Source organism: Cellulosimicrobium sp. MI9406 (assembly GCF_040595865.1).
GTDB lineage: Bacteria > Actinomycetota > Actinomycetes > Actinomycetales > Cellulomonadaceae > Cellulosimicrobium > Cellulosimicrobium funkei.
Window position 1 is genome coordinate 381,932 of sequence record NZ_JALIZI010000001.1, and the last position, 25,064, is coordinate 406,995.

Annotated in this window: 23 protein-coding genes; 8 read left to right on the forward strand and 15 right to left on the reverse strand. The window is 74.7% G+C overall.

Annotated features, from left to right (window positions below; genetic code table 11):
• Nucleotides 1-70: 70 nt before the first annotated feature.
• The 4 genes from MT994_RS01655 to MT994_RS01670 form a co-directional block, all read right to left on the reverse strand.
• Nucleotides 71-1,240: a hypothetical protein gene (locus MT994_RS01655; RefSeq protein ID WP_354804832.1), complete on the reverse strand. Its 1,170-nt coding sequence runs from the start codon at nucleotides 1,238-1,240 to the stop codon at nucleotides 71-73.
• Nucleotides 1,241-1,377: 137 nt separating this feature from the next.
• Nucleotides 1,378-1,824, reverse strand: a complete 447-nt coding sequence (locus MT994_RS01660) for a MauE/DoxX family redox-associated membrane protein (RefSeq protein ID WP_009864071.1) — start codon at nucleotides 1,822-1,824, stop codon at nucleotides 1,378-1,380.
• Nucleotides 1,825-1,860: 36 nt separating this feature from the next.
• Nucleotides 1,861-2,508: a response regulator transcription factor gene (locus tag MT994_RS01665; RefSeq protein WP_354804833.1), complete on the reverse strand. Its 648-nt coding sequence runs from the start codon at nucleotides 2,506-2,508 to the stop codon at nucleotides 1,861-1,863.
• Nucleotides 2,509-2,534: 26 nt separating this feature from the next.
• The gene (locus MT994_RS01670; protein WP_354804834.1) at nucleotides 2,535-3,830 is read right to left on the reverse strand and encodes a histidine kinase; all 1,296 of its coding nucleotides are present in this window, start codon (nucleotides 3,828-3,830) and stop codon (nucleotides 2,535-2,537) included.
• A gap of 106 nt (nucleotides 3,831-3,936) precedes the next feature.
• Between MT994_RS01670 and MT994_RS01675 the strand changes: the two genes are divergently transcribed.
• Nucleotides 3,937-4,686: a ZIP family zinc transporter gene (locus MT994_RS01675; RefSeq protein WP_034654794.1), complete on the forward strand. Its 750-nt coding sequence runs from the start codon at nucleotides 3,937-3,939 to the stop codon at nucleotides 4,684-4,686.
• A gap of 6 nt (nucleotides 4,687-4,692) precedes the next feature.
• Here the strand turns inward: MT994_RS01675 and MT994_RS01680 are convergent, their stop codons facing one another.
• The 3 genes from MT994_RS01680 to MT994_RS01690 all read right to left on the reverse strand — a co-directional run bounded on the left by MT994_RS01680 (nucleotide 4,693) and on the right by MT994_RS01690 (nucleotide 8,687).
• Nucleotides 4,693-5,337, reverse strand: a complete 645-nt coding sequence (locus tag MT994_RS01680) for a lysophospholipid acyltransferase family protein (protein WP_061268954.1) — start codon at nucleotides 5,335-5,337, stop codon at nucleotides 4,693-4,695.
• 54 nt (nucleotides 5,338-5,391) lie between these two features.
• A complete protein-coding gene (locus tag MT994_RS01685; protein WP_354804836.1) occupies nucleotides 5,392-6,909 on the reverse strand; it encodes an amino acid permease in 1,518 nt (505 codons plus the stop codon).
• Between the two features lie 143 nt (nucleotides 6,910-7,052).
• A complete protein-coding gene (locus MT994_RS01690; RefSeq protein WP_083711527.1) occupies nucleotides 7,053-8,687 on the reverse strand; it encodes a nucleobase:cation symporter-2 family protein in 1,635 nt (544 codons plus the stop codon).
• A 222-nt stretch (nucleotides 8,688-8,909) separates the two neighbouring features.
• On the opposite strand from MT994_RS01690, the gene MT994_RS01695 reads away from it, so the two are divergent.
• The gene (locus MT994_RS01695) at nucleotides 8,910-9,407 is read left to right on the forward strand and encodes a GNAT family N-acetyltransferase (protein WP_354804837.1); all 498 of its coding nucleotides are present in this window, start codon (nucleotides 8,910-8,912) and stop codon (nucleotides 9,405-9,407) included.
• A gap of 51 nt (nucleotides 9,408-9,458) precedes the next feature.
• Here MT994_RS01695 and MT994_RS01700 read toward each other — a convergent pair whose 3' ends face one another.
• Entirely contained in the window at nucleotides 9,459-10,835 is a 1,377-nt protein-coding gene (locus MT994_RS01700; RefSeq protein ID WP_354804838.1) for an 8-oxoguanine deaminase, read from the reverse strand.
• 141 nt (nucleotides 10,836-10,976) lie between these two features.
• Here MT994_RS01700 and MT994_RS01705 point away from each other — a divergent pair, with 141 nt between their 5' ends.
• The gene (locus tag MT994_RS01705; protein ID WP_354804839.1) at nucleotides 10,977-12,299 is read left to right on the forward strand and encodes a cation:proton antiporter; all 1,323 of its coding nucleotides are present in this window, start codon (nucleotides 10,977-10,979) and stop codon (nucleotides 12,297-12,299) included.
• 60 nt (nucleotides 12,300-12,359) lie between these two features.
• On the opposite strand, the gene MT994_RS01710 is transcribed toward MT994_RS01705, so the two are convergent.
• Nucleotides 12,360-13,667 (reverse strand): family 16 glycosylhydrolase, encoded by a 1,308-nt coding sequence (locus MT994_RS01710; protein WP_354804840.1) that lies wholly within the window; start codon nucleotides 13,665-13,667, stop codon nucleotides 12,360-12,362.
• A 224-nt stretch (nucleotides 13,668-13,891) separates the two neighbouring features.
• The gene (locus tag MT994_RS01715) at nucleotides 13,892-14,461 is read right to left on the reverse strand and encodes a TetR/AcrR family transcriptional regulator (protein ID WP_137281287.1); all 570 of its coding nucleotides are present in this window, start codon (nucleotides 14,459-14,461) and stop codon (nucleotides 13,892-13,894) included.
• Between the two features lie 110 nt (nucleotides 14,462-14,571).
• Here MT994_RS01715 and MT994_RS01720 point away from each other — a divergent pair, with 110 nt between their 5' ends.
• Nucleotides 14,572-15,414, forward strand: coding sequence for an alpha/beta hydrolase (locus tag MT994_RS01720; protein ID WP_354804842.1), 843 nt, complete (start codon nucleotides 14,572-14,574; stop codon nucleotides 15,412-15,414).
• Nucleotides 15,415-15,508: 94 nt separating this feature from the next.
• On the opposite strand, the gene MT994_RS01725 is transcribed toward MT994_RS01720, so the two are convergent.
• The 3 genes from MT994_RS01725 to MT994_RS01735 all read right to left on the reverse strand — a co-directional run bounded on the left by MT994_RS01725 (nucleotide 15,509) and on the right by MT994_RS01735 (nucleotide 20,400).
• Nucleotides 15,509-16,780, reverse strand: a complete 1,272-nt coding sequence (locus MT994_RS01725) for an NYN domain-containing protein (RefSeq protein ID WP_354804843.1) — start codon at nucleotides 16,778-16,780, stop codon at nucleotides 15,509-15,511.
• A gap of 108 nt (nucleotides 16,781-16,888) precedes the next feature.
• Nucleotides 16,889-18,175 (reverse strand): MFS transporter, encoded by a 1,287-nt coding sequence (locus MT994_RS01730; RefSeq protein ID WP_043654445.1) that lies wholly within the window; start codon nucleotides 18,173-18,175, stop codon nucleotides 16,889-16,891.
• Nucleotides 18,172-20,400, reverse strand: coding sequence for a glycoside hydrolase family 3 C-terminal domain-containing protein (locus MT994_RS01735; RefSeq protein ID WP_354804845.1), 2,229 nt, complete (start codon nucleotides 20,398-20,400; stop codon nucleotides 18,172-18,174). The genes MT994_RS01730 and MT994_RS01735 overlap by 4 nt, the downstream gene beginning before the upstream one ends.
• A gap of 198 nt (nucleotides 20,401-20,598) precedes the next feature.
• Between MT994_RS01735 and MT994_RS01740 the strand changes: the two genes are divergently transcribed.
• Genes MT994_RS01740 through MT994_RS01755 form a run of 4 tightly spaced genes read left to right on the forward strand, consistent with a single transcriptional unit; the run spans nucleotide 20,599 to nucleotide 23,768 of the window.
• Nucleotides 20,599-21,222: a TetR/AcrR family transcriptional regulator gene (locus MT994_RS01740; RefSeq protein WP_021482984.1), complete on the forward strand. Its 624-nt coding sequence runs from the start codon at nucleotides 20,599-20,601 to the stop codon at nucleotides 21,220-21,222.
• Nucleotides 21,223-21,267: 45 nt separating this feature from the next.
• On the forward strand, nucleotides 21,268-22,578 hold the full coding sequence (locus tag MT994_RS01745; RefSeq protein ID WP_354804846.1) for an MFS transporter: 1,311 nt from the start codon (nucleotides 21,268-21,270) through the stop codon (nucleotides 22,576-22,578).
• Nucleotides 22,575-23,162 (forward strand): sugar O-acetyltransferase, encoded by a 588-nt coding sequence (locus MT994_RS01750; protein WP_021481591.1) that lies wholly within the window; start codon nucleotides 22,575-22,577, stop codon nucleotides 23,160-23,162. Before MT994_RS01745 ends, MT994_RS01750 begins: the two co-directional genes overlap by 4 nt.
• Before the next feature lie 3 nt (nucleotides 23,163-23,165).
• The gene (locus tag MT994_RS01755; RefSeq protein WP_354804847.1) at nucleotides 23,166-23,768 is read left to right on the forward strand and encodes a TetR family transcriptional regulator; all 603 of its coding nucleotides are present in this window, start codon (nucleotides 23,166-23,168) and stop codon (nucleotides 23,766-23,768) included.
• Here the strand turns inward: MT994_RS01755 and MT994_RS01760 are convergent.
• Together MT994_RS01760 and MT994_RS01765 are read right to left on the reverse strand one after the other, a co-directional pair.
• On the reverse strand, nucleotides 23,728-24,309 hold the full coding sequence (locus MT994_RS01760; RefSeq protein ID WP_354804849.1) for a GNAT family N-acetyltransferase: 582 nt from the start codon (nucleotides 24,307-24,309) through the stop codon (nucleotides 23,728-23,730). The genes MT994_RS01755 and MT994_RS01760 overlap by 41 nt on opposite strands.
• Nucleotides 24,310-24,349: 40 nt before the next feature.
• A complete protein-coding gene (locus MT994_RS01765; protein ID WP_354804850.1) occupies nucleotides 24,350-24,991 on the reverse strand; it encodes a hypothetical protein in 642 nt (213 codons plus the stop codon).
• Nucleotides 24,992-25,064: the final 73 nt, after the last annotated feature.

Here is a 25,064-nt window from a genome sequence, read left to right on the forward strand (position 1 = left end):
CTCTCTGCGCGATCGGTACCCGCTCCTGATTCTGGGTCCTGGTGCGCGCTCCAGGCCAACGCCTCCCGGCTCAGCCGCGCCCGCACACCCGGCACGCGCCGCGGCGGCGGAGCCAGTAGGCGTAGGTCGCCGCGCCGAGCGCGAGCGACCAGACCGGCCACAGGAGCGTCGGCCCGACGGCGCCCCACGAGTCTGCCGTCACGGCCAGCCGGCTCTCGCCGAACCCGAGGACGATGAGCGAGAGCCCCGCGGGGAGCACCGCGACCGCGACGACCGTCGCGGGGACCACCGCGAGCCCCACCGGCACGCGGCGTCCCGCGAGCCCGACCGTCCAGCGCGGGAAGACCTCGCCCCAGCGCTGGAACAGGCCGAGCGTGAGCACCGCGCCGACGAGCGCGAAGCCGCCCAGCCCGAGCGCCGCGACCCAGCCGTCGTCCCCGGCGAGCTGCGCGACGTCGTCGGGCGAGAAGCCGAGCGGGATGCCGAGCACCCAGGCGATGCGCGTGATCGCGTAGAAGGTGGGGATCGCGGCGGCGACGAGCGCGGCCGTCCGGCCCCAGCGCGCCGCGGCGGCGGGCGTGGTCCACGCCGGGTCGCGGCCGTCGTGGCGGCGCCCGCAGGACGCGCACGCCCCGGCCCCGCGGCGCACGAACCGCCACGTCGAGGCGACGAGCAGGGCGCCGCCGCCGAGGAGCGCGAGCTGCGTGAGCGGGCCGGCGCCGAGGAAGTCCTCGAACGCGGCGCGGATCACGGGGTCGAACGGCGCCATGACGAGCGTGACCGGCAGGTACCCGAGCCGGGCGAGGATCGACGCGTCGGTGAGGGCGAGCACCCCGGCCGAGACGACCGCGGTCGCCGCGACGGTCAGCGCGCGGTCCGCCCGGGCGACGGGACCGCGCCGTCCGCCGAGCCACGCGCGCAGCGCGGTGGCCGCACCGACGATCGCGAGGACCGCGACCCACGGCGTGAGGGTCGCGCCCGGGACCCTGCTCAGGGCGCCGAACGACAGGTCGTTCGCGGCACCGACCGCGAGCGTGCCGCCGGTCAGGGTGACGACGAGCGCGACGACGCCGCCGAGGGTCCACCACGCGGCTGCGGCGGGGGCGACCCAGCGACCTCGGGACGCCCGCCCGGGACGGGCGGGTGGCCCGCCGCGGGTCGACGGTCCACGGTCGCGGCCCGACGGCGCGGGTGCGGGCGTGCGGTCGGACAGGGGCGGGTGCGGTGTCGAGGTGCTCATGCCTCGACGCTCCTGGACCCCGCCCGCCAGCGGATCCCCCGGCACGGCGAGCCCGCTCCCCCGCGCGGGTGACCGCGCTCCGGCGCGAGCGGTCCGACAGCGACGGTCCGGCAGCGACCGGCCGGCGCGTCAGGGGATCAGTCGCGCGGGCGCGCCCGACGCAGCGCCCGGAGGGCGCCCGTGGACCACAACGCCCACGCCACGAGCACGGGCTGGAAGAACAGGCGCCCGAACCGCTTGGCGTCGGTGTCGAGGCCGAACCCGTCCTGGTGCTCGAGCCACTGCCCGACGTTGCCCGGGAAGATCACCACGAAGAACGCGGCGGCGACGAGCCCGACGGCGACGCGCCACCGGGACAGCACGACGAGCGACCCGCCGAGCGCGATCTCGACGGCGCCCGACGCGAGCACCGTCACGTCGTCGTCCACGGGGAACCAGGACGGGACCTGCGCCTGGAACTCCTCGCGCGCGACCGTGAGGTGGCTGATCCCGGCCCCGACCAGGGCGAGCCCCAGCGCGACGCGCGCGACCGTCGCGACGGGCGGCACGGGCGGGGCGGGGCGGGTGAGCACGGAGAGGTCCATGGCGCGATCGTCGCACCGGGGCGGTCGGCGCGCGCGTCAGCCCGCCCGCACGAACCCCGACTCGTACGCGCGCACCACGGCCTGCGTGCGGTCCCGGACGCCGAGCTTGGCGAGGACGTTGCCCACGTGCGTGCGCACGGTCTCGACGCCGAGGTAGAGCTCGGCCGCGACCTCCGCGTTCGACAGCCCCTGCGCGACCAGCCGCAGCACCTCCCCCTCCCGCTCGGTCAGGCGCGCGCCGCGCAGCGCGTCGCCCGTGGGCGGGTGCGCCGTCGCGAGGCGTCGCACGGCGTCGGGGAAGAGCAGCGACTCGCCGCGCGCGACGACGCGCACCGCCTGCGCGACCTCCTCCGGGCGAGCGCGCTTGAGCAGGAACCCGTGCGCCCCGGCCCGGAGCGCGTCGAGCACGTGGTCGTCGTTCTCGAAGGTCGTGAGCACGAGGACGCGCGGTGCGCCGTCGCGCGCGAGCAGCGCCCGCGTCGCCGCGATCCCGTCGACGCGCGGCATCCGCACGTCCATGAGCACGACGTCGGGCCGCGCCCGCGCGACGACGCCCGGCACCTCCGCGCCGTCCCCCGCCTCGCCGACGACCTCCAGGTCCGGCTCCGCGTCGAGGATGACGCGCAGCCCCGCGCGCACGAGCGGCTCGTCGTCGACGAGCACCACGCGGACCGTCCCCGTCACGGGACCGCTCCTGCCCGGGCCCGCGCTCATCGCGACGACCCCGCGCGCGGGAACGTCGCGCGCACGACCCAGGCGCCGCCGTCGGGCGCGGGACCGGCCGCGACCTCCCCGCGCAGCAGGTGGGCCCGTTCGCGCATGCCCGCGAGGCCGCGGTGCTCGCGCGCGCCGCCGTCGGGTGCCCGACGCCGTGTCCCCGCCCCGAGCGGGTTGCGCACCTCGACGACCAGCGCGTCACCGGGACCGGGCGCCACCTCGACGGCGACGGGCTCGCCGGGCGCGTGGCGCAGCGCGTTGGTCAGCGCCTCCTGCACGACCCGGTACGCCTCCTGCGAGACGGCGCGCGGGACGTCGGGCAGCGCGGCGCCGTACCGCGCGAGCCGCACGTCGGCGCCCGTGCCGCGCGCGTCGTCGAGCAGGGCGTCGAGGTCGGCGAGCGTGCGGGCCGGGGCGCGGGGCGACGCCCCCGGGACGTCCGCGCGCAGGAGGCCGAGCACGTGGTCGAGGTCCGCCATCGCGCTGCGGCCCGTCTCCTCGATCGCGGCGAGCGCACGACGTGCCGCGGGCGGGTCGGAGTCCAGCAGGCGTGCCGCCGCGGCCGCCTGGAGCGTCGTGACGGTCAGCGCGTGGCCGACCGAGTCGTGCAGCTCGCGCGCGAGCCGGCCCCGCTCGGCCGCACGGTCTGCGGCCGCTTCCAGCTCCGCGATCTGCTCCGTCTGGTCCGGGCCGAGCAGCGGGAGGGCCGCCTGGCGCAGCACGGCGCGCGCGAGCACCACGACGTACGGGACGGCGAGCAGCACGAGCACCGCGGTGAGCAGCCACGTCCACGCAGGCAGCGCCTCCCACGGTCGCCAGTCGGCGAGCAGCACCGGCTCGACGCCCGTCGCGGACAGCACGAGCTGCGTCGCGACCGGGACCCCGAACAGCACCACGACCACGACCGCCGCCCCGAGGGCCAGGTGCAGCGCGTACCAGGCCGCGGCCCGCCAGCGCGTCGCCGCCCCCGGCGGGGCGGCGCCGACAGCGGGGAGCGGCACGTCGACGTCGAGGAACGTCCGCGCCGCCGCGATCTCGAGCGTCCGCACGGGCGCGAGGAACGGGGGCGCGCTCGCGAGGACCGCCGTCACGAGCGCCAGGACGACCGTCGCGACGCGCGGCGTCTGGAGGGACGCGAACATCTGCACGAACCCCGCGACGAGTGCCGCGTACGCCCCGGCGACGACGCCGCCGACCACGAGGAGCACCCCGGCGCGCACGGTGGCCGTGCTGCGCAGCGGGGCGAGCACCCGTCCCCACCCTCGCGGCGGGCGCGCGTCGGTCGTCATGGCCCCCAGTCTCACCGCGCCGCCCGCCCAGCACATCCCCTCGACGGGGGAACCGCGACGTGCGCGACGCCGCGCGCCCCGGCACGCCCGCTGGTCCAATGGGAGCGTGATCGGGTTCTGGTGGGGCCTCGTCGGGGCGTCGTCGCTGCTCCTCGGGGCCGCGCTCGTCTTCTGGCGCCCGCCGGGCCAGCGGCTCGTCGGGCTCGTCATGGCGTTCGGCTCGGGCGTGCTCATCAGCGCGGTCGCCTACGACCTCGTGGAGGACGCGTCGACCCGCGCGAGCGGGCTCGTCCTGCTCGCGGGTCTCGCGGGCGGGGCGCTGACGTTCTTCGTCGGCGACCGGATCATCGACCGGATGGGCGGCGAGGGCCGCAAGCGCTCCACGGGCGTGCAGAAGGAGTCGGTCCAGGCCGCGGGCGGGACCGGCGGCGCGGCGATCGCGCTCGGCACCGTGCTCGACGGCATCCCCGAGTCCGTGGTGCTCGGCGCGACGCTCATCGGGGGCGGCGGGGTGAGCGTCGCGATGCTCGCCGCCGTCTTCGTGTCCAACCTGCCCGAGGCGATGTCGGCGACGGCGGGGCTGCTCAAGGCCGGCACGAAGCCGTCACGGCTGTGGGTGCTGTGGGGGTCGACGACGCTCGTCTCGGCGCTCGCGGCCGGGATCGGCTACCTCGCGCTCGACGGCGCGTCGCCCGCCGTCGTGGCGGTTACCCAGGCATTCGCCGCGGGGGCGCTGCTCACCATGCTCGTCGACACGATGATCCCCGAGGCGACGGAGTTCGGCGGCCCGGTCACCGGGCTCGTCACCGTGCTCGGGTTCGCGACGGCGTTCGGCCTGAGCTCGATCGGCGGCTGACCGCCGTCAGGCCGCGAGGTCCTGGCCGCTCATGCGGTGGATCGACGCCATGACCTCGTCCGTGAGCTCGCGGCGCGCCTGCGCCGGCTTGGTCCCGGCCGTGATCTGGCGCTGCGGGTCGATGGGCTTGCCGAAGTGCACCTCGACGCGGTGCAGGCGCGGGATCCGCTTGCCGACCGGCTGGACCTTGTCCGTGCCGCGCACGGCGACGGGGACGACGGGCGCGTGCCCGGCGAGCGCGAGCCACGCGACGCCCGTGCGGCCCGGGTGCAGCTTGCCGTCGCGCGAACGCGTGCCCTCGGGGTAGATCCCGAACGCGCCGCCGCGCTGGAGCACCTCGAGCGCGTCCTCGAGCGAGCGCTGCCCCGCGCGCGGGTCGTCGCGCTGGACGGGGATCATGCCGATCGTCGTGAAGAACCACCGCGACAGGCGTCCCTTGATCCCGCGGCCCGTGAAGTACTCGGCCTTGGCGAGGAACGTCACGTGCCGCGGCGCGACGATCGGGATGAGCAGCGAGTCGATGAACGACAGGTGGTTGCTCGCGAGGATCACCGCGCCGTGGCGCGGGATGTTGTTGCGTCCTGTCACCTGGGGCCGCAGCAGCACGTAGGCGAGCAGCGACAGGATGAGCCTCAGGACGCGATAGGTCATCCGTTCATTGTGCACCGTCCGGGGCGCACGTCCGTGCACGCCGTGGACGACGGCTCACCCGTCGGCGCGCGCCCCCGCCGCCGCACCGCGCCGCGCCCGGCCCCGCCGGGTGACGAGGTACACCGCGAGGATCACGACCACGAGCCCCGCGGTGGACACGAGCTGGGCGCGCGCGGCGGCGTCGGTCAGCATGAGGACGGCGAGCGCCGCGAGACCCACGAGCACCGCCCACGTGAGCCACGGGAAGCCCCACATGCGCAGCGTCAACGGCTCGCCCGACGCGCGGGCCTGCGCCTCGATCCGACGGCGGAGCCGCAGCTGCGAGACGGCGACGAGGACCCACACGACGAGCAGCGCGGCGCCCACGGCGTTGAGCAGGATGCCCAGCAGCGCCTCCGGCAGGAGCCAGTTCAGCCCGACCGCGACGAGCGCGAAGAACACGGAGACCAGCACCGACACCCAGGGGACGTCGCGCCGCGACACGCGCCGCAGCGCGCGCGGGCCGTCGCCGCGCCCGGCCAGCGAGTAGGCCATGCGCGACGTGCCGTACACGTTCGCGTTGAACGCCGAGAGCAGCGCGACCACGACGACGACCTCCATGACGCGCGCCGCGCCCGGCAGCCCGGCGAGGTCGAGCACCGCGACGAACGGGCTCTCGGCGAGCAGCGGCGAGTCCCACGGGAGCACGAGCACCATGATCGCGACCGAGCCCAGGTAGAACACGAGGATCCGCCACACGATGCTGCGCGTCGCGCGCGCGACGGCGGTGCGCGGCTCGCGCGCCTCGGCGGCGGCGATCGTGACGATCTCGATGCCGCCGAACGCGAAGACGACGACGAGCAGCCCCGCCGCGATGCCGCCCCACCCCTCCGGGGCGAAGCCGCCCTGGCCGAGCAGGTTCGACGTGCCGACGGGCTCCGTCCCGGGCAGCAGGCCGAGCACGAGCAGCACGCCGACGACGAGGAACCCGACGATCGCCGCGACCTTGACGAACGCGAACCAGAACTCGAGCTCGCCGAACTGCCGCACGCCCCACAGGTTGATCACCGCGAACACGACGACCACGGCGAGCGCGACGCCCCACTGCGGCACGTCGGGGTACCAGCCGGTGACGATGCGCGCGGCCCCGGTGATCTCGGCGCCGAGCACCATGACGAGCATGAACCAGTACAGCCAGCCGAGCAGGAACCCGGCCCACGGCCCGAGCGCCTCCTCCGCGTAGACGGAGAACGACCCGCTCGCGGGGCGCGCGCTCGCCATCTCGGCGAGCATCCGCATCACGAGGATGACGACGACGCCCGCGATCGCGTACGACACGAGCACGGCCGGGCCGGCGGTGGCGATCCCGACGCCGGAGCCGAGGAACAGCCCGGCGCCGATCGCGGAGCCGAGGCCCATCATCGTCAGGTGCCGCGTGCGCAGCCCGCTGCCCAGGTGGTCGGCGCTCGGGTCGGCGCCTCGGTCGGCGCTCGGGTCCGCGCCGCTGTCGACGGTCGCGTCGCCGGTCGGCCCGGTCGTGGACGGGGCCCCGCTCGCAGACGGTGCCGGGCGTTCGGGCGTGGGGGTGCTCATGGTGCGGTCCTGCGGTCGGGGTCGGGACGCCGTGCTCGACGCCGACCCACGACGCTACACGGCCCGGGCGCGACGACGCCCCGCACCCGGCGTGAGGGACGCGTGGGGTGCGGGGGGGCGTCGGGCACGACGCTGTGCCGTCGCTACGGGGTCGCGGTCCGCGGGAGCGGGGCGACGGCGTGCTGGCGCGGCGCGGCGGTGCCGTCGCCCGGTGCGGCCGGGTCGTCGGCGCGGTCGCCCGCTCCGGCGGCGGTGCCGGTCTGTCGTCCGTCGCCGTCCGGTGCCGGGGCGTCGGGCGTCGGCGCCGCGGCGTCGACGGCGACCGGTCGGCGCGTCGAGCCGTTGAGGACGCCGTCGTCCTGGAGGTCGTCGAGGTCCTCGTCGTCCACGGCGTTCGCCCCGTGCTCCGCCCCGGCGGCGAACACCGACGGGTCGGGCGGCGTGCCGAACTTCAGGTGGTTGAAGAGCAGGTTGAGCAGGATCGCCATGACCGCGGCCGAGCTGATGCCCGAGTGGAAGATGATCCCGAACCACGTGGGGAACTGGTCGTAGAAGTCGGGCTTGGCGATGGGGATCATGCCGAACGAGATCGACGCCGCCACGATGATGAGGTTCATCGGGCGCGAGTAGTCGACCTTGGCGAGCGTGCGGATGCCCGACGCCGCGACCGAGCCGAACAGGACGACGCCCGCGCCGCCGAGGACCGGCGTCGGCACCGCGGCGACGACGCGGCCGAGGACCGGCAGCAGGCCGAGGATCACGAGGATCGCGCCGCCCGCCCCCACGACGAACCGCGACTTCACGCCCGTGATGGCCACGAGGCCGACGTTCTGCGCGAACGCCGACTGCGTGAAGGAGCCGAAGAACGGCGACACGATGGACGACGCCATGTCGGCCCGGAGACCGTCCGCGATGCGCTTGCGGTTCACCTTGGTGCCGACGATCTCGCCGACGGCGATGATGTCGGCCGTCGTCTCGGTGAGGGTCACGAGGATGACGATGAGCATCGAGATGATCGCGGCGATCTCGAACGTCGGCGCCCCGAAGCCGAGGAACGACGGGAACGCGGCGACGGGGCCGTCGCCCACGCCGGAGAAGTCGGCCTTGCCGAGCGCGAGGGCGATGAGCGTCCCGACGACGATCGCGATGAGGATCGACAGGCGCGAGATCGTGCCGCTGCCGACCTTGGACAGCAGGATGACGATCGCGAACGTCAGCGCGGCGAGGCCGATGTTGCTCACCGAGCCGTAGTCGGGCGCGCTCGCGTTGCCACCCATCGCCCAGTTGGCTGCGACGGGCATGAGCGTGAGGCCGATCGTCGTGATGACGACGCCCGTGACCACCGGTGGGAAGAACCGGATGATCTGCGCGAAGAAGGGCGTGATGAGCAGGCCGATCACGGAGGCGACGAGCACCGCGCCCAGGACGCCCGGGATCCCTCCGCCGCCGTTGACGATCGCGACCATCGTGGACACGCCCGCGAAGGACACGCCCTGGACCAGCGGCAGCTGGGACCCGAAGAAGGGGATGCCCACCGTCTGCAGGATCGTCGCGAGGCCGCCGATGAAGAGGGACGCCGCGACGAGCATCCCGATCTCGGCGCCGGTCAGGCCCGCGGCGCTCCCCACGATGAGCGGCGGAGCGATGATGCCGCCGTACATCGTGAGCACGTGCTGGAACCCGTACCCGAACGTCGACCCGATGGGCAGCCGCTCGTCCTCGGGGCGTGCCGGACGCCGTTCGGCGCCGTCCGTGGCCCTCGTGGCTCGCGCATTCATAGCGGACCTCCTCGTCAGCTATCGTTCCGCTTGGCGGAAAACTACTTCCACTATTCGAACGCCTCGTGTGACCTGTGTCAAGTCCCGCCCTCCAACTCGTGCGTGGCCAGCGGGGACGGTCGCGACCGTCCGACATCGCCCGCCCGACGTCACCCGTGACGCCGCCCGCGCGACGCGGCAAAGCGCTGGCACCACGCCGCGCGCCCTCCCTACGCTCCAGCGGTGACCACCACCACCCTGCGGCCCTACCGCCCCGCCGACCTCGACGCGGTCGTCGCGCTGTCGCTGCGCGCGTGGGAGAGCGCGTTCGCCTCCTGGCGCGAGATTCTCGGGGAGCGCCTCTACGACCTCGCCTACCCCGACTGGCGCCGCAGCCAGGCGGCGGAGGTGCGGGGCGCGTGCGAGAAGCACCCCGCGACGACGGTCGTCGCGGAGCGCGACGGCCGGGTCGTCGGGTTCGCCACGACGGTGCTCGGCGAGCCCGCGCCGGAGGGCGCGCGCACCGCCGACCTGGAGATCATCGCCGTCGACCCCGACGTGCAGGGCGACGGCATCGGCCGCCGGCTCGTGGACGCTGCCCTCGCGCTCATGCGCGACGCCGGGTGCGCCTACGCCAACGTCTGGACCGGCGGCGACCCGGGCCACGGGGCAGCGCGCGCCCTGTACGAGTCGAGCGGCTTCACCGCCCTGCCCGTCGTCCACTACTACCGCGAGCTCTGAGCCGACGGGGACGTCCGGGCGTCGGCCCGGCCCGTCCCCGCCGGCCCCGGCTCACCCCGCGACGAGGCGCCGGGCCGCCGCCGAGTGCTCGGCCGCGAGGGCGCCGAGGTCGAGCCCGGGGATCGCGCCGTCGACGACGCGCCACGCGCCGCCCACCATGACGCGGTCCGCGCGGTCGGCGCCGCACAGCAGGAGCGCGGCGACCGGGTCGTGCGCGCCGGAGAAGCGCAGCTCGTCGAGCCGCCACAGCGCGAGGTCGGCCTGCTTGCCGACCGCGAGCACGCCGACGTCGTCCCGCCCCAGCACGCGCGCCGACCCGCGCGTGCCCCAGCCGAGCGCGCGCGTCACGGGGATGTCCGCGCCGTACCGGAGGCGCTGGAGGTAGAGCGCCTGGCGCGCCTCGAGGATCATCGTCGAGGCGTCGTTCGACGCCGAGCCGTCGACCCCGAGCCCGACGGGCGCGCCCGCGTTCTCCAGCTCCACGGCCCGGGCGATGCCGGACGCGAGGCGCATGTTCGACGTCGGGCAGTGCGCGACGCCGGTCCCCGCCGCCCCGAGGCGGCGCACCTCGTCGTCGTCGAGGTGGATGCCGTGGCCGAGCCAGGCGCGGTCCGTGAGCCAGCCGACGGACTCCAGGTAGTCGACCGTGCGCATCCCGAAGCGCTCGCGGCAGAAGTCCTCCTCGTCGATCGTCTCGGCGAGGTGCGTGTGCAGGCGGACGTCGAGCTCCTCCGCGAGCGCCGCGCTCTCGCGCATCGCGTCGGTCGTCACCGAGAACGGCGAGCAGGGCGCGAACGCGATCTGCACCTGCGCCCCGGCAACCCGCTCGTGGTACGTGTCCACGAGCCGCCGCGAGTCCGCGAGGATCGTGTCGAGGTCCTGGACGACCGACTGCGGCGGCAGGCCGCCGTCGTCCTGACCGAGCGTCATGGACCCGCGCGTGAGGGTCGCGCGCATCCCGAGCCGCCGGACGGCGGCGACCTGGAGGTCGATCGCGTCGTCGAGACCGGCGGGGAAGACGTAGTGGTGGTCGGCCGCCGTCGTGCAGCCGGAGAGCAGGAGCTCGGCGAGGGCGACGGTCGTCGCGAGCTCGTGGTCGCGCGGCGTGAGGCGCGCCCAGACCGGGTAGAGGCGCTGCAGCCAGGGGAAGAGCGGGGCGTCGGCGACCGGCCCCCAGGCCCGCGTGAGCGTCTGGTAGAAGTGGTGGTGCGTGTTGATCAGGCCCGGCGTGAGCACGTGCTGCGACGCGTCGAACGTCTCGTCGACGGGAGCGGACGGCTGCGCGCCGGCCGCGACGAGCTCGACGATCACCCCGCCCTCGACGACGAGGCCGCCGCGCGCGTCCGGGGCGCCCGGGGAGTCGTCGGCGGTGAACACGCCGAGCGGGTCGCGGACCCACGTCCTGGTCGCTGCGTCGGTGCTGGTCATGGTGCCTCCTGGTGGCTCGTCTCTCACCGGGGCGCGGATCCGGCGCCACGGTGCGCCGGCTCAGTGGTCCTGTCTGCCGATCCAGGTGCCGCGCGTCACGCGGCCCGGCCGACGCTAGGCCGGGCCGCGACCGCCGTCAAGATGCGCCCGCCGCTTCCCGCGCGCGACCTCGGCCGCTGCGCCATCCTGGTGCTCGCCGCCGCCGACCACCGGGAGCCGTCCGTGAACGTCTACGCCCCGCTCGTGCCGGTGTTCGTCGTCGCCCTGCTGGCGCCGCTGCTCACGGGCCTCATGCCCGTGCGGTCGCGCGTCCCGCAGGTCGTCGTGCTGCTGCTGGGCGGCATCCTCGTCGGGCCGTCCGCGCTCGACCTCGCCACGCCCGACGACGTCACGCTCCTCTCGGACCTCGGCATGGGCTTCCTCTTCCTGCTGGCCGGGTACGAGCTCGAGCCGAGCCTCCTGCGCGAGCGCGTCGGACGGCGGGCCGGAGCGGCGTGGCTGACGTCGCTCGTCGTCGGCGCCGTGCTCGTCCTCGCGATCGTCGGTCACGACTCGCCGCACGCCGTCGCGGCGGGGGCGATCGCGCTCACGACGACGGCGCTCGGCGTGGTGCTCCCCATCCTGCGCGACGGCGGTCAGCTCGGCTCGCGGCTGGGCCGCGCGGTGCTCGTGGTCGGGGCGGTGGGCGAGCTCGGCCCGATCGTCGCCATGGCCGTGCTGCTCGGGACGCGCGAGAGCGGGGTCGCGGCGATCCTGCTCGTCCTGTTCGCGGTCGTCGCGGTCGCGCTGTCCGCGCTGCCGGGCCGGCTGGGGCGCCTCAAGGCCCTCGGCGGCGACCGCCTCTTCAGCGCGGCGGAGCACGGGACCGGCCAGAGCACGCTGCGCCTCACGGTGCTGCTGCTCGTCGTGCTGCTCGCGCTCGCCGCGGGGCTCGGGTTCGACGCGGTGCTGGGCGCGTTCGTCGGCGGCATGGTGCTGCGACGCTGGGCGCCCGGCGACGTCGAGGCGCTGGAGAAGAAGCTCGACGCGGTCGCGTGGGGCGTGTTCGTGCCGGTGTTCTTCGTCAGTTCCGGCATGGGCCTGGACATCGACTCCATCGTCGCGTCCCCGCTGCTGCCGCTGACGTTCTTCGCGCTCATGGTGGTCGTGCGGGGCGGCCCGGTGCTCCTGTGGTTCCGGCGCGAGCTGCCGTCGGTCGAGCGCGTCCAGACCGCGCTCTACGCGGCGACCGCGCTGCCGCTGCTCGTCGCGCTCACGGAGATCGCCGTCGAGCAGGGCGCCATGACGTCGCAGGTCGGGGCGGCGCTCGTCGGCGCGGGCGTGCTGTCGGTGATCGTGCTGCCGATGGTCGCGAGCCGGCTCGGCTCGCGCGAGCCGGGCGGCCGCCCATCCGGACCGGGCGAGCAGGGCGAGCCGGGCCCGCGCGTCGACCCGCCCGACGACGCGGCGACCGCGCGCGGGTGACGCACCCCGGGGTGCCCCGCCCGCGCGGCCGGTCGCCGCGGTCGCCAGGTCAGCCGGGTGTCAGAGCGTCCACTGCTGGGCGGTCGTGCCGTTGCACGTCCAGGTCTGCAGCCGCTGGCCGTCGTGCAGGGGCGCGCCGCCCGTGGCGTCGAGGCAGAGCCCGGACTGCGGGTTGCGCAGCGCCTTGCTCCCCGCGTCGTATGCCCACTTCTGCGCGCCCGTCCCGTTGCACGTCCACACCTGCACCGCCGCGCCGCGCGTCGTCGCGCCGTCGCGCACGTCGAGGCACTTGCCGAGCGCACGGACGGTCCCGTCGGAGCCGCGCGTCCAGGTCTGCGCGGCGTTGCCGCTGCACGTGACGATCTGCACCTGGTTGCCGTCGGTCGGGTCCGCCCACGGGACGTCGACGCACATGCCGTTCGCGGCGCGCACCGCGCCGGTCCCCGTGGGCAGGCCGGTGCCGGGGTTCCCCGGGTTCGACGAGCCCGAGCCGTTGTCGTAGACGCGCACGTAGTCGACCTTCATCTGCTGCGGGAGCTGGGTCGTGCCGTCGGGGTAGCCGGGCCATTGCCCGCCGACCGCGACGTTGAGGATGAGGAAGAACGGCTGGTCGAACACCCAGGCGTTCGCGCCGACGCTCGCGCGCGTGACGCGGTGGAACTGCTGGCCGTCGACGAACCACGTGATCTCCCCCGGCTTCCAGTCGACCGCGAACGTGTGGAACGTGTCCGCGAACGACCAGCCCTGCGGGTGCTGGTACATGCCCGTGATGCCGGAGCCGCCGGAGTACCCCGGGCCGTGCACCGTGCCGTGCACGCGGTGCGGCTCGAACCCGACGTTCTCCATGATGTCGATCTCGCCCGACGACGGCCACGGCGTCCCGGGGAAGCTCCCGCCGAGCATCCAGAACGCCGGCCAGATCCCCTGGCCGCGCGGGATCTGGATGCGCGCCTCGATGCGCCCGTACTGCGGCTGGTACTTGCCCTGGGTCGTCATGCGGGCCGACGTGTACGACCCGTCGCCCTCGCGACGCGCGGTGATGACGAGGTTGCCCTGGCCGTCGAGCGCGGAGTTGGCGCGCGAGGCCGTGTAGTTCTGGAGCTCGGCGTTGCCCCACCCGTGCGCACCGGTCTCGTGGTTCCAGACGGCGGGGTTCGGCGCCGAGCCCGCCGCGCCGTCGAACTCGTCGGACCACAGGAGGTCGCCGGGTGCGGCGGCGGCCGACGTCGCGGGCACGGTGGCGGCGAGCGCCGCGGCGGCCGCCGTGAGCGCGGCGACGAGCGCGCCCGCGAGGCGCCGCCGGGTGCGGGGTCGGGGCCCGGCCGGGGTGCGGGGCGGTGTCAGGGAGCGGTGACGTGCGAGGTCCATCGTTCCTCCAGGTCCGGCGGCGGTGCCGCCTGCGTCTCGCCACGGTGCGCGACGTGCTCTCGGCGCGACTCTGCACCGGGACGGGGGCCGTTCCTCGGCCCTCCGTCGCGAACCTACGACGGCGGGATCACGCCGAGCAAGCGCTCTCTCGGCGTGTCGTGGGATCGCTCCCATCTTTCGATCCCTCCCGGTGCCCGGAGCCCGGGCCCGACCACCCAGGGACGTCAGGCCGTCGCGGGGACCGCCGCGTCGAGGATCGCCTCGGCCGCCCGGCGCGCCTGGCGCGCGACGTCGAGGTCCTGCGTGATGGCCGCCGTCGTCTGCGCACCCTCGGCGAGCAGCACGACCTGGAGCGCGACGTCGTCGGGCAGGCCCGCCTCGCGCACGACGTCGCGCGCGTACCGCTGGAACGACTCCTTGTGCTCGCGCACCGCGGCGGCGACCCCGGGCGACGTCGCGCCCAGCTCGCCGAACGAGTTGATGAACGCGCACCCGCGGAAGCCGTCCTCGCGGAACCACGTGTCGAGGAAGTCGAACACCGCGAGCAGGCGGTCACGGGGCGTGGCCGCTCCCGCGGCGGCCTGCGCGATCCCCTCGTCCCACCGGCGCGTGCGCTGGCGCAGGACGGCGACGACGAGGTCGTCCTTGGACGGGAAGAGCGAGTAGATGCGCTTGAGCGACACCCCGGCCTCGGCGCGGACGGCGTCCATCCCGACGGACTGCACGCCCTGGGCGTAGAACAGCCGGTCGGCCGCGGCCACCACGGCCGCACGGGCGCTCGCGTCGTCGAGCATCGCTCATCTCCTGTTCACGTCGTACCGCTTGCGCGGAGAACCATCGTTCTCTAGTGTAGCGACTCACGGGAGAACGACCGTTCTCCCGACGCCGCGAAGGGAGCACGACCATGGGGTACATCACCGTCGGGCAGGAGAACTCCACCGACATCGAGCTCTACTACGAGGACCAGGGCACCGGGCAGCCGGTCGTCCTCATCCACGGCTACCCGCTCGACGGCCACAGCTGGGAGCTGCAGAAGCGCGAGCTGCTCGACGCCGGCCACCGCGTCATCACCTACGACCGCCGCGGGTTCGGCGCGTCGAGCAAGGTCGGCAGCGGCTACGACTACGACACGTTCGCAGCCGACCTCGACACCGTCCTCGAGACGCTCGACCTGCGCGACGTGATCCTCGTCGGCTTCTCCATGGGCACCGGCGAGCTCGCCCGCTACGTGAAGAACCACGGCCACGAGCGCGTCGCCAAGCTTGCGTTCCTCGCCTCGCTCGAGCCCTTCCTCGTCCAGCGCGACGACAACCCGGAGGGCGTCCCGCAGTCCGTGTTCGACGGCATCGTCGAGACCGCGCGCTCCGACCGCTACGCCTGGTACACGCAGTTCTACAAGGACTTCTACAACCTCGACGAGAACCTCGGGACCCGCATCAGCGAGGACGCCGTGCACGCGAGCTGGATCACCGCGATCGGCTCCGCGCCCGTCGCCGCGTACGCGGTCGTGCCGACCTGGATCGAGGACTTCCGGGCCGACGTCGAGGCCGTCCGCGCGGCCGGCAAGCCGACGCTGATCCTGCACGGCACGAAGGACAACATCCTGCCGATCGACGCGACCGGGCGCCGCTTCCGCCAGCTCGTGCCGGATGCCGAGTACGTCGAGGTCGAGGGTGCTCCCCACGGCCTGCTCGTCACGCACGCGGCCGAGGTCAACGAGGCGCTGCTCGCCTTCGTCGGTCGATGACCGCGACGCTCCTCGCGGGAGCGGTCGCCCGTCCGAGCGCCGCGACCGGGCGCCGGGGTGGTCCCCGGCGCCCGGCGCCACGGCCGAGTGAGCGTCAGGCGACCGTCACGCGGTAGTCGTCGGCGTCGTCGTCCCAGGCGAGGTCGACGGCGCCGGCGGCCTGCGCCGCCTTGCAGAACTGCAGGAACCCGCGGTACCCGAGCGCCTTCTCGCTGAAGTCGGGGCGCTTCTTGCGGATCGCGTTCTTCAGCCCGGACAGGACCGTCGAGCCGCCCTCCTCGCGGACCACGTCGCGCACGAGCGCGAACGCCTGGTCCGTGTCGCCCTGCGCGGGCAGCGACACCTCGGGGTCGCCCGTCGCGGGGCCGGGCGCGAGCTCCACGAAGCTCCGGTCGGCGAGGAACCGCAGGAACTCGCCGAAGTTGCGGAACCCGTAGTCCGCCTCGCTGAACGTCGGGTCCTTGCGCAGCAGCGTGCGCTTGAGCACCGACGCGGTGACCGGGCCGCTCGTGGACGCCTCGAGGTCGGCCAGCGTCTGCGCGACGCGCACCTCCATCGGGACGTCCTCGCCCGACGGCGCGTCGTCGTCGGCCTCGGGGGTCGTCGCGACGAGCGCGGGCTCGTCGGCCGGCTGCTCGACGGGCGTCGTCTCGCCGTCGACCTCGGCGTTCTCGGTCACGACGGGCTCGCCCCGGCGCGACGAGCGCCCGACGGCCTCGCCGAGCTCCGCGAGCGCCGCCGCGGCCGGGGTCTCGACCTCCGGCTCGGCGATCTCGGTCGCCTTGCGGCGCCCGGACGTGCGACCCCCGGTGCGCTTCGCCTTCGCGCCGCCCGACGCCGCCCCGGCGCGCCCGCCGCGGACCGAGCGGGGCTCCGGCTCGTCGGGGACGTCGACACCCTCGAGCCGGTCGTAGAACAGGAACTCGTCGCACGCGGGCGGCAGGAGGCGGGACGTCGACTTCTCGACGCCGACGCCGATGACGCGCTTGTTCAGCTCGCGCAGCTTGTGGACGAGCGGGGAGAAGTCGCTGTCCCCCGTGCACATGACGAACGTCGAGATGTAGTCGCGCTCGAACGCCATCTCGATCGCGTCGACGACCATCTTGATGTCGGCGGCGTTCTTGCGGGACGCCCCCATGCGCTGGGGCATCTCGATGAGCTCGACCTGGTGCCGCGTGAGCGAGCGACGGTCCTCGTCGAAGTACGACCAGTCCGCGTACGCCCGCCGCACGACGACGCGCCCGCGCACGGCGAGCGCGTCGGCGATCGGGCCGAAGTCGAACGTCATGCCGCCCAGGTGCTCGCGCGCCCCGAGCGCGAGGTTCTCGTAGTCGATGAAGACGGCCAGGCGCTCCTCGGTGTCCATGTCCGCCAGCCTAGGCGCAGACCACGGCGCCGCGCCCTCGAGCGCCGGCGTCGTGCGTCACGGGCCTGCGCACGTGACGCACGACGCCGGCCGGAAGAGCTCCTCCGTTCAGCGGACGGACCGGATGAGCAGGATGAGGACCGCACCGACGAGGGCCAGCACAGCCGCGACGGGGAACATCGCGTGGTAGCCCAGCGCCGTGATCGCGGCAGCCGCGAGGACCGGTCCGAGGATCTGCCCACCCGTGTTGGCGAGGTTGAGGATGCCCAGGTCCTTCGCGGCCGTCTCCGGATTGGGCAGCACCTCGACGTTGAGCGCCTGGTCGACGGCGTTGAAGGCGCCCATGCCGATGCCGGCGACGAGCCCGTAGACGAGCATCGTCCAGGGCTCGGCGGACACGAACGGCACGAACGCGCCGATCGCGACGAGCACGGCCGCCACGACCACAGGCAGCCGCCGTCGCCGCAGGCGGTCCGAGACCGGGCCCGCCACGGCCGACATCACGAGCGCCGTGATCATGAGGAACAGGGACACCAGCGAGACGTACCGCGAGGTCTCGTCCTCGCCGAGGCGCATGTAGTCCGTGAGGATGTAGAGCTGGTAGCCGGAGATCGCGAACGTCGCGGCGATGATGAGGAACTTCCCGAACAGCGCGAGGTAGTAGTCGCGCGCACCGCGCCGCGGGAACGAGAAGTTGTCCAGCAGCATCCGCTTGTCGAGACGGCGCCGGGCCATGCCCAGGCTCGAGCCCTCGCGCATGAGCAGGGCGGCGACCGGGCCCGAGAGCAGGGTCAGGGCGGCCAGGACCGTGAAACCGCCGGTGAGCGAGCCGAGGAACTGCGCGCCCACGATCTGCCCGCCGTAGAGGCCCGCGGAGTACCCGAGGGCGTAGACGGACGAGATCGTGCCGCGGTGACGCGGGGCGACACGGTCGGAGATCACGGCGATGAGCGGCGCGACGATCGCGTTGAGGAAGAACTGGTAGACGCACCACGCGACGACCAGCAGCCCGACGCTGCGCACCGAGCCCACGACGAGCAGCATCGCCGCGGACGCGACCGACCCGACGACGATCCACGGCGTGCGCCGCCCCCAGCGCGAGCGTGTGAGGTCGGAGAGCGCGCCGAACAGGATGTTCGCGATCGTGGCGACCACCATCGCGCTCGTGGCGAGGAGCGCGACGACCGCCTCCTTGTTCGCCGGAGCGATCTCTGCGACGCGCGCGGGGAGCAGGACGGCGTTGACGCCCAGGTAGGGGCCGAGCCACAGCACCACGCCCAGCGCGAGGGCGACGCCGACGCGCAGCGGCCGGCGCGGCTGCTGACCGTCCTCGACGGTGCCGGACCACTCGCTGACGACCTCGGGCGCGACGGCGCCGGGTCCGGTCGCGGTCACAGCTCGGCCTCCGCCCGTGCCGCGCCCGCGTCGCCCCAGCACGACGCCGCCTCGAGCACGACCGGCCCCGCCGCGACGACGACCCCTCGGGTGCGCTCGTCCCAGCGCCCGAAGGGCGTGAGGTCGAGCGCCACCGGGACCGTGACGCTCGACCCCGCCGGGACGTCCACCACGGCGAAGCCCAGCAGCTCGCGCTCGCCCGCACGGTCGCCGTCGGCCCGCGAGCCGTACACCTGGACGACGTGGCGGCCGTCGCGGTCGCCCGTGTTGCGCACGGTCGCGCGCACCTCGGCGTGGCCCGCGGCGCGGTCGACCGTGCCGACGTCGATCCGCGTCACCTCGTACGTCGTGTACGCCAGCCCGTGGCCCAGGGGGAAGAGGGCGTCGACGCCGTCGCGCTGCAGCAGCCGCTGCCCGTACCAGCGGTCGTACGTGATCGCGGTCGCGTCGATGTCGAGGGGCGGCAGGTGGTCCGCGGACGCCGGGATCGGGTAGGGCAGACGCCCGGACGGGTTGTGAGCGCCGAGCAGCACGTCGGCGAGCGCGTTGCCGCCCTCCATGCCGGCGTACCAGCCGAGCAGGACGGCCGGGACGTCGTCGACCCATTCCTCCATGAGAACCGCGCCGGCGCTGACCACGACGACGACGGTGCGCGGGTTGGCCGCCGCGACCGCACGGATGGTCTCGACGTCCTCGGGCCGCAGGTGCAGGTCGCGGCGGTCGCCGCCCGCGGTCCCGCTGCCCACGACGCTCAACCCCTGGCCCATCGCGGCCATGACGGCGTCGCGGTCGGCGCGCTGGGCGTCGTCCACCGGGTCCGGGTAGAGGCGCAGGAGGTCCTCGCGCGTCGCGACGGAGCCGTCGACGAACTCACCCTCGTCGGCCGCGGTGTACCCGACGACGACGACGGCCGCGTCGGCACCGCGGGCCGCTTCCGCAGCCGCCGGGGCACCCCGCTGCGGGTCCGCCGTGACGATCTCGGCCCCGGGGATCGCGGCGCGCAGGCCCTCGACCGCGGTGACGACGTACGGCGCCCGCACGTCGGACGACCCGTGGTCCCCGGTGTTGGCGACATCCGCGAGACGGCCGACGACGGCCAGGCGACGCAGGGAGTCCGTATCCAGCGGGAGCGCGGGCGCACCGGACGCCTCGTCGTTCTTGAGGAGCACGACGGCGCGGCGCGCCGCCTCGCGCGCCAGGTCGACGTGCTCGGCGCTCACGACGGTGCCGCGAGGCTCGTCGGCGTCGCGCCCGGCGTGGTGGCGCAGCTGCGTCGCGAGGATGCGCACGCCCGCGCGCTCGACGTCCGCCCAGGTGGCACGGCCGTCCTCGAGGGCATCACGCAGCCATGCACCACGCTGCTGGCGGAACGGCGCCTCGACGTCGAGCCCGGCGGCGAGCGCCTTCGCCCCGTCGCGCATGCCCCAGATGAAGTCCGTGACGACGGTGCCCTCGAAGCCCCAGTCCTCGCGCAGGACCGTGGTGAGGGTGTACGGGTTCTGACCGCCCCACTCGCCGTTCACCGAGTTGTAGGAGCTCATGACGGCCGCTACGCCCGCGTCCGACACCTGCTTGAAGTGCGGGAGGTAGACCTCGTGGAGGGTGGCCTCGTCGACGGTGACGTCGACCGAGAAGCGCGCGTTCTCCATCGAGTTGAGCGCGTAGTGCTTCATGCACGCCATCGCGTGGTGCTGCACGCCGCGCGTGAGCGCGGCCCCGAGCGCGCCGAGCAGCAGGGGCTGGTCGGAGTACGTCTCCTGCGAGCGGCCCCACGCCGGGTGGCGCGGCAGGTTGATGCACACGCCACCGAAGAAGTTGCCGCCCTGCTCGCGGATCTCCGCGCCGATCGCGCGCCCCACTCGCTCCTCGAGCTCGACGTCCCACGTGGCGCCGCGCGCCATGGAGACCGGAAACGCCGTCGAACGGCCGACGACGCACCCGCGTGGTCCGTCGACGAACCGGATCCCCGGGATGCCGAGCCGGTCCACGGCGCCCATCACGTAGGGGAAGACGTTGTAGCCGTCCTCCACGAACGAGCGCATCCCCTTCCAGAACTCGAGGTCGCCGTCGAGGAGCCAGAGCCGCTCGTCGTCGGTGAGCCGGTCGTACAGGCCCGTGGCCTGCGCGACGGGGTCTGCGCCTGCGCGCACCTCGTCGGTCGCGAGGCCGAAGGCCCCGGTGTCGGTCGGGACGGTCGTCGTCCCGGCGGCGTCGTCGCTCGTCATCCTGCACACCTCGTCCATGAGTCGTGAGTGGTACTGAGTACCTAGTAGGTGTTCAGTAAGATAGGTCGTCGCAGCCGCCCGAGCAAGGGGCCCTTCGTCCCGGGCCCCGCTCCTGCCCGCCGGAGCGGGGACTGGCACGCGCCTGACCAGCCGCGACGCCCCGGCGTAGAGTGGCGAACGACGACCCGACGAGGAGCGATGACCACAGCCCCCTGGAGCGCACGACCCCGCACGCGCATGGCCGCGGCAGACCGGCGCGCGCAGATCCTGGCATCCGCGAGCCGGCTCATCGCCGAGCGCGGGTTCTGGGGCCTCACCCTGCGCGACGTGGCGCTCGACTGCGGCATCACCGAGGCCGGGGTCCTGCACCACGCGGGGTCGAAGGACGGCCTGCTGGTCGCGGTGCTCGAGCACCGCGACGCGGTCGACATGGCCGCGCTCGCCGAACGCCTCGCAGTCCCCGTGACCGCCATCGACGACGACCCGCTCCCCGTCGGGCTCCGCGACCTGTGCGCCGCGCTCGTCGCCCGCAACGCCACCCAGCCGGAGATCGTGCGCCTGTACACGGTGCTCCAGGGGGAGTCCCTCGACGAGTCGCACCCGGCCTACACCTACTTCCAGCAGCGCGAAGAATGGGTCATGGACCTGTTCTCCCGGGCGGCCCGAACCGACGGCCTCCTGGGGGCGGCCGTCGTCACGACGGCCCGCGAGACGCTCGCCGCCATGGACGGCCTGCAGCTGCGCTGGCTGCGCTCCCCCGCGACCGTGGACCTGGTCACCGAATGGGACGCCTTCGCTGACAGGCTGCTGACCGGGCGCTGACCCGGGATATGTACGACCGTACGCACGATGTGTACGATCGTCCGCATGTCGTCTCCCACCCTCGCGGGCCCGGCGCCGGACGTCCGGCGTGCGCGGGTCGCCGTCGCCGCGCTGTTCCTCACCAACGGCGCGCTGTTCGCGAACCTCGTGCCGCGGTACCCCGAGATCAAGGCCGGGCTCGACCTGGGCAACGCCACGTACGGGCTCGCCGTCGCGGCGTTCCCCGCGGGGGCCATCACCGCCGGGCTCGCCGCCGCGGCGCTCGTCCGCCGGTTCGGGTCGGCGCGCGTCGCCGTCGCCGGCACCGTGCTCACGGCGGGCGGGCTGCTGCTCGCGGGCCTGGCGCCCGCCCTGCCGCTGCTCGTCGTCGCGCTGTTCGCGGCGGGGGCGATGGACGCGTTCACCGACGTCGCGCAGAACGCGCACGGCCTGCGCGTGCAGCGCCGGTACGGCCGCTCGATCATCAACGGCTTCCACGCGCTGTGGTCGGTCGGCGCCGTCGTGGGCGGCGGCATGGCGGCCGCCGCCATCGCGCTCGGCCTGCCCCTCGGCGTCCACCTCGCGATCACGGGCGCGCTCTTCGCGGTGGTCGCGCTCGTCGCGCTGCGCTGGTGCCTGCCTGGGCTCGACGGCGAGGCGCCCGACGCCGTCGCCCCGGAGACCGCCGCGACCCCCGCCGGTGCCCCGGCAGGCGCGGAACCCGCAGGGGCCGGCGCAGCACTCGCGCGCACGTCCCGCGCCCGCACGGCCGCCGTCCTCGCCGCGCTCGTGCTCGTCGCCGTCGCAGGCACCCTCGTCGAGGACGCGGGCAGCACCTGGGCCGCGGTCTACCTGTCCGGGTCCCTCGGCGCCCCCGCGACGCTCGCCGCCGCCGGCTTCGTCGCGCTCGTCGGCGCCCAGTTCGTCGGGCGCCTCGTCGGGGACCGCCTCGTGGACCGCTTCGGCCAGCGCGCCGTCGCCCGGACCGGGGGCGCGCTCGTCGCGCTCGGCACAGGCCTCGCGCTCGCGTTCCCCTCCGTGCCCGGCACGATCGCCGGGTTCGCCGCCGCCGGGTTCGGCGTCGCGACCCTCGTCCCGGCCGCGATGCAGCAGGCGGACGAGCTCCCCGGGCTGCGCGCGGGCACGGGCCTCACGCTCGTCTCGTGGCTCATGCGGCTCGGGTTCCTCCTGTCGCCGCCGATCGTCGGGCTCGTCGCCGACGCCACGAGCCTGCGGACCGGCCTGCTCGTGCTCCCGCTCGCGGGCGTCGTCGTCGTGCTGCTCGCCGGCGTCCTCGCACCGCGCCGCGCCACCACCTCGCCGCACCACCCCGCCCTGCACGGCAGCACCCTCGAGTCCCAGGAGACCAGCGCATGACCACCGACTACTTCGCCGGCGACGACCGCACCAGCTACGAGCGCATGGCCGCGGGCGACCTCTACGTCGCCGACGACCCGGAGATCGCGCGCGGCGTCCAGCGCGGCCTGCGCCTCGTCGACGCCTACCATCGGGCGGTGCTCGACGGCGACGACGACGGCGCCCGCGCGATCCTCACCGACCTGCTCGGCTCGCTCGGCGAGGGCGCGTCCGTGAAGCCCCCGCTCGCGGTGGACTTCGGCAGCAACGTGCACCTCGGCGACCGGACGTTCGTCAACTCCGGGCTCACCGCGCTCGACGTCGCGGCGATCACCGTCGGCGACGACTGCCTCCTCGGGCCGAACGTCCAGCTCCTCACCCCCACGCACCCCGTCGACCCCCAGCCGCGGCGCGACAAGCTCGAGGCCGCCGAGCCCATCACGCTCGGCGACAACGTCTGGCTCGGCGGCGGGGTCATCGTGTGCCCGGGCGTGACGATCGGCGACAACACCGTCGTGGGCGCGGGGTCCGTCGTGACGCGCGACCTGCCCGCGAACGTCGTGGCCGTCGGCAACCCGGCGCGCGTGATCCGCGAGAACATCTGACCCGTGACCGAGACCCCCACGCCTCCCGGCCCGACGGGCCGCGCGCGCCGCCACGACCCGGAGCGCCGCGACCGCATCATCGACGCGTGCCTCGACGTGATCGCGGAGCACGGGGTCGAAGGGACCTCGCACCGGCGCGTCGCGGCGGCGGCCGACGTCCCGCTCGGCTCCATGACGTACCACTTCGCCGGGATGGACGACCTGCTGCGCGAGGCGTTCGGCCGGTTCACGCGCGAGGCCGCCGCGCAGTTCGAGCGCCGCATGGGCGACGCGCGCACGCCCGAGGAGGCCGTCCAGGCTGTCACGACGCTCATCACGCACGACGTCTTCGCGACGCAGCGCGACCTCGTCCTGTCGCACGAGCTCTACACGCTCGCGGCGCGGGACCCGGCCTACCGGACGCTCACCAACGACTGGATGCGTCGCAGCCGCGCCGCGCTGGGCCGCCACTTCGACCCCGCGACGTGCCGCGTGCTCGACGCGTTCATCGAGGGCATGACGATCCATCGCGCCCTCGACACCGAGCCGCACGACGACGTCGATGTCCTCGGTGCGGTCCGCCGCCTCACGCGGGTCCGGCCGCCCGCGCCCCCTCCGCCGCGGTGACGTCGAACAGCTCGCACGTCACGCCGTAGTAGGCGTCGGTCGTGCCGCGGGGGGTCATGCCGATCCGTCGGCACACCGCCTGGGACGCCGCGTTGTCGGGGTGCGTCACGGCGACGACCCGGTCGAGGCCCCGCGCGAACGCGTGCGCGAGGACGGCCGAGGCCGCCTCCGACGCGTACCCGCGGCCCCACGCGGCGGGGTGGAAGTGCCACCCGATCTCCGTGTCGCCGGACGGCTGCAGCGGCTCGCCCGTGCCCGACGCCGGGATCGACTTGAGCAGGATGGTCCCCACGGGTGCGCCGTCCGGCAGACCGGCACCGTCGTCCTCGCGCGGGACGACCGCCCAGACGCCGTGCGTGCCGTCGTCGACCTCGGCCCACGCGGCGACGCGCGCGAGCGCCTCGTCCCGGTGCTCCAGGACGCGCGGCGTCGTCCCGACGTACCGCATCACGTCCCAGCGGGAGTAGATGTCGAGGACGGCGTCGGCGTCGTCGGGCTGCCAGGGGCGGAGGGTCAGTCGGGGCGTCGTCAGCGTCTGCACCGCCCCAGGCTACGAGCCGGCGCGGGCCCTGGCCGAGGGGTCAGACGATCTTGGGGAAGGTGAGGAGGAAACCCACGCCCACGACGAGCACCACGCACGCGAGCCCGACCATCGCCCACGAGGCGCGCTCCGAGCGGAACCGGCCGGCGAACGCCCCGAAGAACAGCACGAGCGCGAAGAGTACGGTCGTGAGGGTGTAGTTGTCGCCGCGCTGGTTGTTCACGAGCGCCTGCGCGAAGAGGGCGTCTGCCCGCTCGTCCGCCGCGGCGGCCTCGACCTCTCCCGGCGGGACGTACGCGTCGAGCGCGAACGGGCTCGGCGCCGCCGCGGGGTCCTGCAGCGGGCGGGACGCGAGCCACTCGTCGAACGCGGGCCGGAAGTGGTCGGTGAACCGCGCGCGCGTGAACTCCTCCAGCTCCGTGTCCCCGGTCGCGTACGCCTCCAGCCACAGGCTGAAGACCTGCAGGTCGATCGACCGGGCGGTGTCGGCGTGCGCGCGCTGCGTCGACGCCTCGATGCGCTGGGTCGACGCGCGCGAGAACGCGATCGACATCTCGCCGCCCCACTTGCTCGCCTCGAACCCGCTCCACGCGGTGAGCACGGCCGTCACGGCGAGCAGCACGACCGTCACGGTCTCCCGCAACGACCTGCCGCCCTTGCCCTCCGCGCCGTCGTCGGCCACGGCAGGACACTAGCCCTCCGCTCAGGGGTCCGCGCGGCGACGCCGCACGCCCGGCGGCACTTGCCCAGGACAG